Consider the following 14776-nt stretch of genomic DNA (forward strand, 5'->3'; position numbering starts at 1 on the left):
CGTCAGGCGCATACGCTGACGTTCATTCCGTGGTTTAGCTGGGCAAACCGTGGTGAAGGCGAAATGCGAATCTGGATAAACGAGCAGTAATGATGACGATGGATGGCGGCAGTTAGCCCCATCCGTCAAGGCATCATGAAAAGATTGCCCTCCTCCCTGAGGACAAACGGGTGAGAATCAGAAACGCCAGGTCAGACCGGACATCAAGGTAAAGCTGTCATCGCGATCAACCATCGGGCTATTTTTAATGTCATCCGGCAGCACGCTATAGTTGGCGCTGGCCAGCAGCGTCAGGTTGCTGGTCAACGCGTATTTAGCGGACAGGCCAACATACGGTGTCCAGCTGTCCCCTGGGGAGTAGCTTGATAACCCACTACGGCGGGATTCATTGCCAGAGATGCCGTAGTAATATTCGTTGAAGTTTTCGTCATAGTAGAGCACGCCAATCGCCGGCGTCAGCGTCAGCTTGCCCATTGGCATTTGGCGGAACATAGACATTTCCGCCACCCAGCCATTGCTGTTATCCAGCACATCCGCTGCGGCAGAGACCTTCACGCTGCCCCATTTTTCATGGTGATACCATGCGGCACCCGCCATCGCGGTTGCATCACGCTTGTCCAGTTGCTTCATCGCATGATCGTCGTTATCACCGGGATCAAACTCAAGCGGCATGTAAGAAGCAGTAATGCTAAATTCATTACTTTCACTTTTTGAAAGAATATAGCCTAACGTTGTTTGCCTAAAATAAAATGATTCACTTTCATAACTGATAAGCGGTACTGCATGAACATTATCATTATATCCACGATAAGGAGATTCATTATATACAGCGCCACCGCCAATAGAAAACTCTGCGGCAGTTGCACTCGCCATAAAAGAAAAGGCGAACAGCGCCACAATATTGCGTTTAATTAACATGCCAACATTCCATTTTAAAATAAGCCACAAAGCGGGTGCATAATAATGCTTACAATTTCATCGATGCAACTTCCATATTTATATAGTAATATATACAAACATATATATATTGGGTTTGGCGATGAACAAATTACAACTCAAACACCGGGAACTGAAGATTATTTCGGTAATTGCTGCCAGTGAAAACATCAGTCATGCCGCTACGGTTCTCGGCATCGCACAGGCTAATGTCAGCAAGTACCTTGCTGATTTTGAATCAAAAGTTGGGCTAAAGGTCTTTGATCGCACCACCCGCCAGTTGACCCTGACGCCCTTTGGTGTAGCGCTGCTGCCTTACATCAATGACATGCTGGACAGAAACGATCAGCTAAATAGTTTCATCGCTGATTATAAGCATGAAAAACGTGGCAAGGTAACGGTATATGCACCAACCGGAATTATTGCTTACTTATCGCAACATGTTATTGCAAAAATTCAGGATATCGGTGGTATTACTCTCTCGCTGAAAACCTGCAATCTTGAACGGAAAGCATTTTATGAAGGTGTAGATTTCCCGGATGATTGTGACGTTTTAATTACCTATGCGCATCCCAAAGATGAATCACTGGTCGCCAGCTTTATTACCAAATATGCAGTGATGGCGTTTGCCAGCCCTGAATATATCAAACAGCATCCCATTAACAGCCCTGATGAACTGGAAAATCATTCCTGTATTTTAATCGATTCCATGATGATTGATGATGCCAATATCTGGCGCTTCAGCTCTGCGGGCGGCAAGGAAATGCATGATTATCGGGTGACCGGAAACTACGTCTGTGACAATACGCAATCCGCGCTGGCGCTGGCGCGTAATCATCTGGGCATTGTTTTTGCGCCTTATGCGAGTATACAAAAAGACGTTCAGTCCAGATTGTTGGTTCCCTGTTTCTCCGAACAGCACGAATGGTGGCTGGATTTAGTGGCGATTTTCCGCAAGCGTGAATACCAGCCCTGGCGTGTACAGTTTATTCTCGACGCAATGTTAGCGGAGATACGTCAGCAGCTTACTCAGACGCTACAGCTGTCTGAGTAAGCTAAATAGCCTGCACCTAGTGGTCGAGATACAGGTAATGCACCCAGCTGGTCATCCGCAACAAGACTTTGCGCATGATTGACACATGTTCGAAGTGATCAGAGTAAACGGCGACCTGGGCGTAAATCCCATCAGGTAACGCGCTCACGTCCGCATTGTCGTTCAGCTCAATCGTGGCGATCACCCCTTCTGAACCGGGCGTAGAGTTTAAGGATTGCAACGCCCCGTTCGACTGGTATGTACCACCCGGTACAGCCGGGCTGATAGCCGCCAGTTTGCCGCTAAATACCTTCCCCGGCAGGGCGTTAAACACCACTTCCGCTTCATCGCCTGGCTCCAGTCGCAGCAGTGAGTTTTGACGGAACTGGGCGATAATTTGCCGTTTCTGTTCCGGGATAAACACCATCACCGGACGCATAGGCAGCGCGGCGGCATAGGTTCCGGGGCGCATCAACACCTGCGTAACGTAACCATCGCTGGGCGCACGAACCACGGTCTGGTCAAGGTTAAACTCCGCTTCGGCGAGTTGTGCCTTCAGGCTGGCAATTTGCGAATTTTCACCCAGTACCAGGCTGTCTAACTGGCTCTGGATTTGCTGTTGCTCCGCAATAGACGATTTCACCGATGCTTCCTGCGCCAGATAGTTTTGGCGCGCCGCATCGATATCGCGTTCAGAAAAAGGGTTGACCTTCGCCTGACTCCCCTGCGCATAGCGCTGGTAATCTTTTGCCAGCTTGTCACGCGTGGCCTTTGCCTGTTGCGTGTTGGCTTTCATTTCGTCTAGCTGCGCAACCAGCGCCTGCTCTTTATGCTGAGCGGTGACAATATCGGCTTTCAGGCGATCAACCCGCGCCTGATAACGTCCAGGATTAAGTTTAAACAGAACTTCGCCTTTTTTGATCAGCGTATTCTTCTTATCCGTCACTTCCGTTACAACACCCGTGACCTGCGGCACGACGGGAATAGAAATTACCGCTTTTTGCGCCTTAAAGGTATACGGATGGTTATAATTCATCAGTAATATAAGCCCGCAAACAATGAAAATACCACCCAATGCTGCAGTGGGTACCGTCCATTTATTTACAGGAATTTTAAAAATTTTAAATATCGACCATGCGCATGCCACATAGGTCAGAACAATCAGTAAATCCATCGATATTACTCCGCCGGAGAGGTCTTAACCTCACCCAGTTTCTTTTCCAGGTCGGCAACCCGCGCCTGAAGCTGGATCAGGGAAGAATCCGCGCTCTGCATACCCCACCCGCGCTCCGGGCGATAAAGCGTTGCCCAGATCCATAAAAAGGGCCAAATAACATGTAAGGTAAACAAGCTAACCCAGCCCGCAACATGTATTGCATCGGCATGAGGATGGTTACGTTTCTTTGCAATAAGATAGGGAATATCATGCAGAATAATAATCCCGTAAAAAATGACCAGGAATACAAAAATAAGCACTCCTAATGCAAAATAATCAAGGAACATATTTGCCTCAGGGATTTAAATTAAAGAACTTGGCTGCTATTTATTTAAAAAATAGAGTTGATAATAGTAGTGGAATGACCAGATTGGATGCAATGGGGTTATTTATATAACGATATATGAGTTTCTATATATACCCGTCGTCTTTCGAGCTGCAGGACATAACTTGATGCCCGGTACGCTAAATGCGACCGGGCGGTCAGTGACGGGATATTAAAACAGCCCCAGCGGTTTATCCGAGTAGCTCACCAACAGGCATTTGGTTTGCTGATAGTGCTCAAGCATCATTTTGTGTGTCTCGCGCCCAATGCCCGACTGCTTATAGCCGCCGAACGCCGCATGTGCCGGATAAGCATGGTAGCAGTTGGTCCAGACACGCCCCGCCTGAATCCCGCGGCCCATCTTGTACGCGAGATTTCCGTTACGGCTCCAGACGCCAGCGCCAAGTCCATATTGGGTGTCATTGGCAATTTCCAGCGCTTCGTCCATGGTTTTAAAGGTCGTAACAGCCAGCACCGGGCCGAAGATCTCCTCCTGGAAAACCCGCATGTTGTTCTTACCAAACAGAATGGTCGGTTCGAGGTAATAACCCTCTTTTAACTCACCATCCAGTTGCTTACGCCGTCCACCGGTCAGGACATCCGCCCCTTCTTTCTTACCAATATCGATGTAATTCAGAATGGTTTCCAGTTGACCATGCGACACCTGCGCGCCCATTTGCGTCACACTGTCTAACGGGTTGCCGCTACGGATACTCTCCACCCGGCGAATGGCTCTTTCCATAAAGCGTTCGTAAATGGATTCCTGTACCAGCGCGCGGCTCGGACAGGTACACACTTCGCCCTGGTTGAAGGCAAACAGCGCAAAGCCCTCCAGCGCCTTATCAAAGAACGCATCTTCTTCATCCATCACGTCCGCGAAGAAGATATTGGGCGATTTCCCACCCAGCTCCAGGGTGACGGGAATAATGTTCTGCGTAGCATACTGCATGATCTGCTGGCCGACTTCCGTTGAGCCGGTAAACGCCACTTTCGCAATACGTTTAGACGTCGCCAGATATTCACCGATTTCCCCACCCGCACCGTTTACCACGTTCACGACACCAGGCGGGAGCAGATCGCCAATGACCTCCATCAGCAGCAGCACGGACAGCGGCGTCAGGCGCGCGGGTTTAAGCACCACGCAGTTACCCGCCGCCAGCGCGGGCGCCATCTTCCAACTGGCCATTAGCAGCGGGAAGTTCCACGGGATAATTTGCCCGACCACGCCAAGAGGCTCATGGAAATGATAAGCCACGGTCTCACTATCAACCTCGCTGATTCCCCCTTCCTGCGCACGAATACAGGAGGCGAAATAGCGGAAATGGTCAATCGCCAGCGGCACGTCTGCCGCGCTGGTTTCACGGATGGGTTTACCGTTATCCCAGGTTTCTGCCGTCGCCAGCAGTTCCAGGTTTTGTTCCATACGATCGGCGATTTTAAACAGAATCGCCGCTCTGTCCTGCACGGATGTCTGCGCCCATTTATCTTTTATTTTGTGCGCGGCATCCAGTGCCAGATCGATATCCTTCTTACCGGAAGAGGCCACTTCGCACAGCAATTGCCCGGTGACCGGCGTCAGGTTTTGGTAATACTCGCCGTCCACCGGCGCGACCCAGTCACCGCCGATAAAGTTATCGTATCGGGCCTTTAACTTCAGAGGGTAACCATACTCGCCGGGATAAATACGCGTTGAAGGGGGGTTATTGGTCATGACCGTCTCCTTGCTGTAGGGGTACTACAAGGGTAGACGGGGCTGGCGAATAATTCGCCAGCCTTTTACTGCTTTACGACAGGTATCACGAATTACATCGCAGCGCGATAAATCGCCATGATTTCGTCATGAGTCGCCTGAATCGGGTTAGTGAAACCACAGGCGTCTTTCAGGGCATTGGTCGCCAGAACGGCAAAATCTTCTTCTTTCACGTTCAGCTCACGCAGACCGGCCGGAATATTCACTTTCTGCGCCAGTTCACGGATCGCCGCGATACAGGCTTCCGCCCCTTGCTCTTCACTCAGTCCAGCCACGTTAACGCCCATCGCAGCCGCGCAATCACGCAGACGAGCGGCAGCCACTTTGCTATTGAAAACCTGTACATGCGGCAGCAGCACGGCGTTACATACACCGTGTGGCAGATCGTAGAAGCCACCCAACTGGTGCGCCATGGCGTGCACGTAACCCAGAGAGGCGTTGTTAAATGCCATGCCTGCGAGGAACTGTGCGTAAGCCATGGCTTCACGTGCCTGAGCATTGCTGCCATCTTCAACGGCAACCGGCAGATTTTCCGCAATCATGGTGACCGCTTTCAGCGCGCACGCATCGGTAATCGGGGTTGCAGCAATAGAAACGTAGGCTTCGATAGCGTGGGTCAGCGCATCCATACCGGTAGCCGCCGTCAGAGACTTCGGCATACCGACCATCAGCGAGGAGTCATTGACCGACAGCAGCGGAGTGACGTGCTTGTCGACAATCGCCATTTTGATATGGCGTTCTTCATCGGTAATGATGCAGAAACGGGTCATTTCAGATGCCGTACCCGCCGTGGTGTTGATGGCAATCATCGGCAACTGCGGTTTTGCAGAGCGGTCAACGCCTTCGTAATCGCCGATATAGCCACCGTTAGCGGCCACCAGCGCAATGCCTTTCGCACAATCGTGTGGCGAACCACCGCCGAGAGAAATAACGCTATCACAGTCGTTTTCTTTCAACATTTTCAGGCCAGCAGCTACGTTACTGGTCGTCGGGTTAGGATGCGTACCATCGTAAATTACGCTGAAAATATCATGTTCCTGTAATGCTTTTTGAATCTCGCCAGCCATACCTAATTTGGTCAACATGGCATCCGTGACAATCAGCGTGCGGCGAAAACCATATTCAGCCATGGTATTCATCGCGTCCTTTAATGAATCAGCGCCGATTATATTCACAGAAGGAATAAAAAATGTTGAAGCAGCCATTGTACGATCCTTAATTACTCTAAAGAGTCAGGAAGCATACGTGTGCATTTTCCAGCAAAATATGATCGCGGTTGTTATTTTAATCACATTCAAAATAAAAAAGCACATTAGGTTCATAATCTAATGTGCTGATTGCAATCAATATATATTTTGTATTAATTCATTTAATCTCTGAATTAATTGTTTCATTGTTTTTCAGGAAACAGTAATGCATCGCGTAATAAATGATCATTCCCGCGACGACGCGTAAAACCAATGCGGTCAAAATATTCCAGAATCTGGATAGCCAATTTACGCCCCACGTTAAGCCTGTCGCGAAAATCGGCGGCGCAGGTCGATCCTTTCTCCTGGTCCAGCTCGCGGATCATATTGGCGAAAGACACTATGCGATCGTTACGATAATAACGATCTTTCACGATCGCAGTAATAATGCCTTGCTGCGCCGCTTGTCGTAATACCACGCGCATCATTTGCTCATCCGTCCCGGTCTGTTTTGCCAGGTCGCGCACCCACCACGGCTCATCGCCAAAAAGCGGTTCTGCTTTTTGCCAGATAGCCTGCTGTTCATCGCTGAAACCCGCCTTGTGATCCGGCAAATGCAGCCAACCGTGATGGCTATGGATAGCGCCGCTCTCGCGCATCTTTTCAATCAGCAGCAATACCAGCGCTTCATCTTCCATCGGCAACGCCATACGACGCAGGCGTTCGCGCCCTGGCCCTGGCTCATCACGGTGCTGTTCGTGATAGGTCGCCAGCGTATCGAGGACTTTTCGCTGCCAACGCGCGGCAACGGGAGCATTCAACAGGCTATACCCCGCCTGAATAAAACCATGTTGCTCAATCAACGGACGCATACCGTTACCATTGAGCTGACGCGCCCAGGCGAAGTCAGGAATATTCACCGCCCCACGCGACAGATGCAGCGCCAGGGCGTCGCCGTCGGTGTGCGCATTTTCGAGCGCCGACAACCACTGCAGATATTCCGGTTTACGCTTTCCGCGGCGCGGTGGGTTGAGCGTGACGACGCGTGCGCCAGCCAGCGTCGTGCGGGCAGAAATATCGCGTAGCACCAGGCGGTCGTTATCGGCGAGCCACAGCGGTGTATCAAACACCAGTTCCGCCAGCGTTCCTTCAAGCAATGAGATGCGCCCGGTGACATGGCTGGCCGCGTGGTGAATATGCAGCGGTTGCCACTGCATCAGCGGCGCGGCATGCTCTAAAGAGACAATCACGCGGGTAAAAGCCTCTGGCGGGACATCTGAAAGCAGCCAGTCGCCGCGATTTAGCGCTTCTTTTTGCGCATCGCCGGCAATATTCAGCGCAATACGCTGCCCGGCATGAGCATGCTCAGTAGCCTGATTTTGCGCATGCAAGCTACGTACGCGCATTGGCTTGTTGACGCCCGTCAGCCACAGCGTATCACCGACATTCACTTCACCGCTGAGCGCCGTCCCGGTCACCACCAGCCCTGCGCCTTTAACCGTAAAAGCACGGTCAATCGCCAGACGGAAGCTGTGATCGCGGGCATGCTCGCGCGAGGTTAATTGCAATAAATGGTCGCGTAGTTCTTCGATCCCACGGCCTTCACTGGCGGCAGTCACAAACAGAGCCGCATCGGCAAAACCATAGTTTTCCAGCGTGGTGTGTACCTCTTCACGCACCGTATTGATGCGGTCCTCATCCACGCGATCGGCTTTCGTGAGCGCCACGGTGATTTGCGGATTGCCCGTCAGTTGCAGAATTTGCAAATGTTCACGCGTTTGCGCCATCACGCCATCATCACAGGCGACAACCAGCAGCGCGTGGTCGATACCGCCTACACCCGCCAGCATGTTGGACAAAAACTTTTCATGTCCGGGAACATCAATAAACCCCAGCACCTGCCCATCCGGCTGCGGCCAGTAGGCATAGCCGAGATCGATGGTCATGCCACGCTTTTTTTCCTCCGGCAGACGGTCGGCATTTACACCCGTAATTGCCTGTAATAACGTTGTTTTTCCGTGGTCAACGTGTCCGGCGGTTGCAATAATCATTTCAGCATCATCTCCATAAACCGGGTCTCGTCTTCAAGGCAGCGCAGATCCAGCCACATGCGGCCATCATAAATTCGCCCAATGATCGGCACGGGCAACGCACGCCAGCGGGCGGCCAGCGCGTCGAGGCGACTACCGCGCCCGTCATGTGGGGTAAAGGTCAATGCCGCGCTGGGTAACCTGTCAACAGGTAACGAACCGCTACCAATCTGCGACAGGCAAGGCATCACATTCAAAGCAAACTCGTCGCAGTAACGATCGGCAAGCTGCGCCTGTAATTGCTGGGCCTGCGTGTGGATCGCCTCTTGCGAGCGGGTGAGCTGGCGTAACGTCGGCAACTTCGCCGCCAGCGCTTCCGGATGCAGATAGAGCCGCAGCGTTGCTTCCAGCGCCGCCAGCGTCATTTTATCTGCCCGTAACGCACGTTTCAGCGGATGGCTCTGTAAGCGGGCGATCATCTCTTTTTTACCGACGATAATTCCGGCCTGTGGCCCACCCAGCAGTTTATCGCCAGAGAAACTCACCAGACTCACGCCTGCGGCAATCAGTTGCTGCGGCATTGGCTCCTGCGGCAAACCATACTGACTGAGATCGACCAGCGAACCGCTGCCGAGATCCGCCACCACAGGTACATCCAGCTCCCGACCAATGGCGGCCAACTCTGCCTCATCCACCGACTTCGTAAAGCCTTCAATGCTGTAATTACTGGTATGCACCTTCATCAGCAGGCCGGTATTTTCATTCACCGCCTGACGGTAATCCTTCGCGTGGGTCCGGTTGGTGGTCCCCACTTCGCGTAGCGTACATCCGGCCTGACACATCACATCAGGAATACGAAACGCGCCGCCAATTTCCACCAGCTCACCGCGCGAAACGACCACCTCTTTGCCGTTAGCCGTGGCGGCCAGCATCAGCAGAACCGCTGCCGCATTGTTATTCACGATACAAGCGTCTTCGGCCCCTGTCAGGCGACAGAGTAAATCCGCCAGCGCCCGATCCCGATGTCCGCGCCCGGCATCATCCAGGCTGTATTCCAGCGTCACCGGCGTGCGCATCGCCTGTACCACCGCATCGATGGCTTCCTCGGCCTGCGACGCACGACCCAGGTTAGTATGCAGCACCGTTCCGGTCAGATTAATCACTGGACGCAACGCGCTTTGCGATTCACGTTCCAGCCGGGTTCTGGCTTCTTGCGCCCAGTCCTCACACCATGCCGGGAGCGCGTGGGCGTCGCGAATGGCTTCTCTGGCTTCGTCGAGCATGTGACGCAGCAGGTCAACTACCCGGGTATGACCGTGGGATTCACGTAAGGCGGAGAAAGCGCTATCGCGCAATAGACGATCGATAGCAGGAAGCTGGCTGTAGAGTGAACGCATGTCGGTTGTCATGAAAGGGCCTGGCTGTTGGTGGCCCTCTCCACCGCGGAGAGGGCTATCGATATAGGAAGGATTGTATCGTGACTTTGCTCAGGCGGACATAACGTGTATCAAGCCTTTGGCGGTTCCGTACGGGCAAAACTTTCGCGTTGAAAGAGCGTTTCCACCAGTTTGACCAGACGCGGGCGGTCCACACACCAGCCGGGCGCGACCCGACGGAAATTGAGATAGCCGACAGCGCAGGCAATCGCAATGGTGGCCAGGTTAACCGTATCCGTTTTCAGCGTACCGTCCGCCAGATAGCCTTCCAGCACATCCAGACTGCGGGTGATTTTCTCCCGCTGGCGTAACAACTCTGTTTCTGACTGCTGTGCGGCGGGGCGAGCCTGTTCGCGTACCGAGACTAAACCGGCATCCATAATGCCGTCTGCCAGCGCTTCCAACTGACGCACCTTCAGCGCCGCCAGCGGTTCACGCGGCAACATAGCTGGCGCAATTTCCAGCAGCTCTATGTATTCCGCGATGATTGGAGAATCAAACCAATACTCGCCTTCATCAGTAACCAGCGCGGGCACTTTTCCTAACGGGTTATAGCGCGCCACGCCGCTATCCGCGTTGTAGGGGAGTTCATTTACAAATTCGAAGGTGATGCCCTTTTCCAGTAACAGAATAGAAATTTTACGCACAAAAGGGCTGGTATAGCTGCCAATGAGTTTCATGCCGGGTCCTTTTTGCCAACAAAAAGCTATGCCCAACGATTGGGGGGCACAGCTTAGTATGGCTCAGGTCAGCGCAAATGGCAGGTGATGACGGTCTCAATGATCCAAATAAAGGTAATGCATCCAACTGGTCATGCGCAGCAGCACTTTACGCATCACCGACACATGGGCGAAATGGTCGGAATAGACCGCCACCTGGGCATAGATACCGTCCGGCAGCGCATCTACCTCGGCATTCGGATCCAGTTCAATGGTTGCCATTACGCCATCGGTACCCGGTACTACTGTTAAGGATTGTAATGCCCCTTGCGCCTGATAAGAACCTCCCGGCACAACGGGAAGGATACTGGTCAGCTTGCCGCTAAACACCTGGCCTGGCAGCGCGTTGAATACCACTTCGGCTTCATCGCCCGGTTCAAGACGCAGCAGTGAATTCTGGCGGAATTGCGCCACGATTTGCCGTTTTTGTTCAGGAATAAATACCATCACGGGTCGCAGAGGCAACGCGGCGGCGTAAGTCCCCGGGCGAATAAGCACCTGCGTCACGTAACCGTTGCTGGGCGCACGCACAACGGTCTGTTCAAGATTATATTTGGCTTCGGCGAGCTGGGCGCGCAGGGAGGCGACCTGGGATTGCTCACCGTTGACCATACTGTCTAACTGGCTCTGAATCTGGGTCTGTTCCGCTACTGAGCCTTTTACCAGCGCATCCTGAGCCAGATAGTTCTGGCGGGCATTGTCGATATCACTTTCGGAAAACGGGTTAACCTTCGCCTGGCTACCCTTCAAATAGCGCTGATAATCTTTATACAGGCGGTCACGTTCAGCAGACACGCGAGTGGTATTAGCGACCGCTTCCGACAGTTGCGCTTTCAAATTGTCGATGTTGTGGGTCGCGGTGACCAGGTCGGCCTGCAGCCGGTCAACTCGCGCCTGATAACGCACAGGATCGAGTTTAAATAACACTTCGCCTTTTTTAATCAGCTGATTATTTTTATCTGTTACCTCACTAACAATTCCTGTGACCTGTGGAGTGACGGGAATTGAAATAACCGCTTTTTGCGCCGTAAAGGTATACGGATGGTTATAGTTCATTAATAAGATGAGTCCCGCCACAATAAACACCCCACCTAATGCTGCGGTGGCAAGCGTCCACTGGTTTACCGGAATACGGAATATTTTAAAGATGGCCCAGGCGAATGCCACATAAGTCAGGACAATTAACAAATCCATGATTAAATCTCCGGAAAGGTGGAGTTATCGATTTTTTTATCCCCATCCAGTTTTTTTTCCAACTGGGCTATGCGCGCGGCCAGCACGGCGATTTCAGGGTCAGGTTCCTTTCCGGTCGGCGTGATGTGCGACTGCATCCCCCACCCCTTTTCGGGCTGGTAGAGCGTGGCCCAAATCCACAGGAACGGCCAAATAACATGCAACGTAAAAAGACTTACCCACCCTGCCGTATGGATAGCGTCGGCATGCGGATGGTTGCGCTTTTTAGCGATGTTATAGGGAATGTCATGGATGGCGATGATTCCGTAAAACAGAACCAGAAAAACGAAGATCAGCACGCCTAACGCGAAATAATTTAGAAACATACCTGCCTCGAATTCACGCTAATTAGAGTTTTTTTATGCCGGCAGCCGTACGCATCCTGGCTGATGCTTTGAACATAACCGCAGTTTGCGGTTTTCGCCATACCACAAAAAAAATATTTTTTCTGGTTTTAAGTTGCTTTATCTGGCAAGAAAAATATGAGCTCCAGAACCCGTCGCAGATCACATTTGGTTAAACCGAGACAAAAATACTTTGTGAATCACATCACAAAAATTCAACAAACAGCAAATACAAAAACGTGAATAAGATCACATTTAACCGCCATTTTTAGCGATTACTTGCACTGTGATGTTTTTTTGTACCGTTATTTTGTGATGAAAATCACATTAACTGACACCACACACCCTATATTTACGTGACCAACATCACATTAAAGGCCGTCGACTGGACAGTTGAACGATTCAGTGCCAGATTTCGCAGTATCTACAGGGTCCGGCTACCTCCTGCCGCTACATTAACAAACCTCGGGCTTTCAGCCTGCGCGATAGCAAACATAAGAAGGGGTGTTTTTATGTCATCCGATATTAAGATCAAGGTGCAAAGCTTTGGTCGATTCCTCAGCAATATGGTGATGCCAAATATCGGCGCGTTTATCGCGTGGGGTATTATCACCGCATTATTCATTCCGACAGGGTGGTTGCCGAACGAAACGCTGGCGAAGCTGGTCGGTCCGATGATCACCTATCTGCTGCCGCTGCTGATCGGTTATACCGGTGGTAAGCTGGTGGGCGGCGAGCGTGGCGGCGTGGTTGGTGCTATCACCACCATGGGCGTTATCGTCGGCGCGGATATGCCGATGTTCCTTGGCTCCATGATCGCAGGCCCGCTGGGCGGCTACTGCATCAAAAAATTCGATAACTGGGTAGACGGTAAGATCAAATCCGGTTTTGAGATGCTGGTGAATAACTTCTCCGCAGGCATCATCGGTATGATCCTCGCCATCCTGGCTTTCCTCGGCATTGGTCCATTGGTTGAAGGTCTGTCCAAAATTCTGGCGGCAGGCGTTAACTTCATGGTTGTCCATGACATGCTGCCGCTGGCGTCTATCTTCGTTGAACCGGCAAAAATTCTGTTCCTCAACAACGCCATCAACCACGGTATTTTCTCACCGCTGGGTATTCAGCAGTCCCATGAGATGGGCAAATCCATCTTCTTCCTGATTGAAGCTAACCCAGGTCCGGGTATGGGCGTCCTGCTGGCGTACATGTTCTTTGGTCGCGGCAGCGCTAAGCAGTCTGCGGGCGGCGCGGCTATCATCCACTTCCTGGGCGGTATCCACGAAATTTACTTCCCGTACGTGCTGATGAACCCACGTCTGATTCTGGCCGTTATCCTTGGCGGTATGACTGGCGTATTCACCCTGACCATCCTGAATGGCGGTCTGGTTTCTCCGGCTTCTCCTGGCTCGATTCTGGCCGTGCTGGCGATGACGCCAAAAGGCGCTTACTTCGCAAACATCGCTGCTATCTGTGCCGCCATGGCGGTCTCCTTTGTGGTCTCAGCTATCCTGCTGAAAACCAGTAAAGTGAAAGAAGAAGACGATATTGATGCGGCGACCCGTCGTATGCAGGACATGAAAGCGGAATCTAAAGGCGCATCTCCGCTGGCGGCTGGCGACGTGACCAACGACCTGAGCCATGTACGTAAAATCATCGTGGCTTGCGATGCCGGTATGGGTTCCAGCGCCATGGGCGCAGGCGTACTGCGTAAGAAAGTGCAGGATGCCGGTCTGTCTCAGATTTCCGTCACCAACAGCGCGATTAACAATCTGCCGCCGGATGTGGATCTGGTCATTACCCACCGCGACCTGACTGAACGTGCGATGCGTCAGGTGCCTCAGGCACAGCACATCTCGCTGACTAACTTCCTCGACAGCGGTCTGTATACCAGCCTGACCGAACGTCTGGTCGCTGCACAGCGCCACAACGTGAACGAAGAGAAAGTCCGCGATCACCTGAAAGACAGCTTTGATGAGGGTGATACCCATCTGTTCAAACTGGGTGCGGAAAATATCTTCCTTGGCCGGAAAGCCTCTAACAAAGAAGAAGCGATTCGCTTTGCCGGTGAACAACTGGTGAAAGGCGGCTATGTTGAGCCGGAATACGTCGATGCCATGCTGGACCGCGAAAAGCTGACGCCGACTTACCTCGGTGAATCCATCGCAGTACCGCACGGTACGGTAGAAGCCAAAGACCGCGTGCTGAAAACCGGCGTGGTGTTCTGCCAGTACCCGGAAGGCGTACGCTTTGGTGAAGAAGAAGACGATATTGCCCGTCTGGTCATTGGTATCGCCGCACGTAACAATGAGCACATCCAGGTCATCACCAGCCTGACCAACGCGCTGGATGATGAATCCGTGATCGAACGTCTGGCCCATACCACCAGCGTGGATGAAGTTCTGGAACTGCTGGCAGGTAAAAAAGCTTAACAGTTAAGTATCTCCAAAATAGTTCGAGCTGCAGGAAGGCGGCAACGCAGTGAATCCCCAGGAGCGTACATAAGTACGTGACTGGGGTGAGCGAGGAGAGCCAACGCATCTGCAGTTCGAAATATGAAGGCGATATCC

At 52.1% G+C, this 14776-nt stretch carries 13 protein-coding genes; 3 read left to right on the forward strand and 10 right to left on the reverse strand.

Annotated features, from left to right (window positions below):
* Positions 1-90, forward strand: a 90-nt coding sequence (locus tag JSN25_RS22420; RefSeq protein WP_422678861.1) for a hypothetical protein, incomplete at its 5' end; no start/stop codon positions are given.
* Positions 91-177: 87 nt separating this feature from the next.
* On the opposite strand, the gene JSN25_RS05040 is transcribed toward JSN25_RS22420, so the two are convergent.
* On the reverse strand, positions 178-918 hold the full coding sequence (locus tag JSN25_RS05040) for a MipA/OmpV family protein (RefSeq protein ID WP_038635252.1): 741 nt from the start codon (positions 916-918) through the stop codon (positions 178-180).
* A 121-nt stretch (positions 919-1039) separates the two neighbouring features.
* Here JSN25_RS05040 and JSN25_RS05045 point away from each other — a divergent pair, with 121 nt between their 5' ends.
* On the forward strand, positions 1040-1990 hold the full coding sequence (locus tag JSN25_RS05045) for a LysR family transcriptional regulator (RefSeq protein ID WP_204525495.1): 951 nt from the start codon (positions 1040-1042) through the stop codon (positions 1988-1990).
* A gap of 16 nt (positions 1991-2006) precedes the next feature.
* Here JSN25_RS05045 and JSN25_RS05050 read toward each other — a convergent pair whose 3' ends face one another.
* From JSN25_RS05050 to JSN25_RS05090, 9 genes are all read right to left on the reverse strand, one after another.
* Positions 2007-3143 carry an HlyD family secretion protein gene (locus JSN25_RS05050; protein ID WP_038635258.1) on the reverse strand — a complete coding sequence of 379 codons (1137 nt, stop codon included), beginning with the start codon at positions 3141-3143 and terminating at the stop codon, positions 2007-2009.
* 5 nt (positions 3144-3148) lie between these two features.
* A complete protein-coding gene (locus JSN25_RS05055; protein WP_042311625.1) occupies positions 3149-3472 on the reverse strand; it encodes a DUF3302 domain-containing protein in 324 nt (107 codons plus the stop codon).
* Positions 3473-3682: 210 nt separating this feature from the next.
* Positions 3683-5221 carry an aldehyde dehydrogenase AldB gene (gene aldB, locus JSN25_RS05060; RefSeq protein WP_038635264.1) on the reverse strand — a complete coding sequence of 513 codons (1539 nt, stop codon included), beginning with the start codon at positions 5219-5221 and terminating at the stop codon, positions 3683-3685.
* A 92-nt stretch (positions 5222-5313) separates the two neighbouring features.
* Positions 5314-6465 (reverse strand): L-threonine dehydrogenase, encoded by a 1152-nt coding sequence (gene yiaY, locus JSN25_RS05065; RefSeq protein ID WP_038635267.1) that lies wholly within the window; start codon positions 6463-6465, stop codon positions 5314-5316.
* 185 nt (positions 6466-6650) lie between these two features.
* Positions 6651-8498, reverse strand: a complete 1848-nt coding sequence (gene selB, locus JSN25_RS05070) for a selenocysteine-specific translation elongation factor (RefSeq protein WP_085049091.1) — start codon at positions 8496-8498, stop codon at positions 6651-6653.
* Entirely contained in the window at positions 8495-9886 is a 1392-nt protein-coding gene (gene selA, locus JSN25_RS05075) for an L-seryl-tRNA(Sec) selenium transferase (protein ID WP_085049092.1), read from the reverse strand. Before selA ends, selB begins: the two co-directional genes overlap by 4 nt.
* Positions 9887-9984: 98 nt before the next feature.
* Complete coding sequence (locus tag JSN25_RS05080; protein WP_085049093.1) at positions 9985-10593, reverse strand: glutathione S-transferase; 609 nt, start codon at positions 10591-10593, stop codon at positions 9985-9987.
* A gap of 96 nt (positions 10594-10689) precedes the next feature.
* The gene (locus JSN25_RS05085) at positions 10690-11826 is read right to left on the reverse strand and encodes an HlyD family secretion protein (RefSeq protein ID WP_038635278.1); all 1137 of its coding nucleotides are present in this window, start codon (positions 11824-11826) and stop codon (positions 10690-10692) included.
* Between the two features lie 2 nt (positions 11827-11828).
* Entirely contained in the window at positions 11829-12191 is a 363-nt protein-coding gene (locus JSN25_RS05090) for a DUF3302 domain-containing protein (protein ID WP_069323722.1), read from the reverse strand.
* Positions 12192-12721: 530 nt separating this feature from the next.
* Here JSN25_RS05090 and mtlA point away from each other — a divergent pair.
* Positions 12722-14638 carry a PTS mannitol transporter subunit IICBA gene (mtlA, locus tag JSN25_RS05095; protein ID WP_038635284.1) on the forward strand — a complete coding sequence of 639 codons (1917 nt, stop codon included), beginning with the start codon at positions 12722-12724 and terminating at the stop codon, positions 14636-14638.
* Positions 14639-14776: the final 138 nt, after the last annotated feature.

The organism is Citrobacter cronae, from assembly GCF_016893685.1.
Classification (GTDB): domain Bacteria; phylum Pseudomonadota; class Gammaproteobacteria; order Enterobacterales; family Enterobacteriaceae; genus Citrobacter; species Citrobacter werkmanii.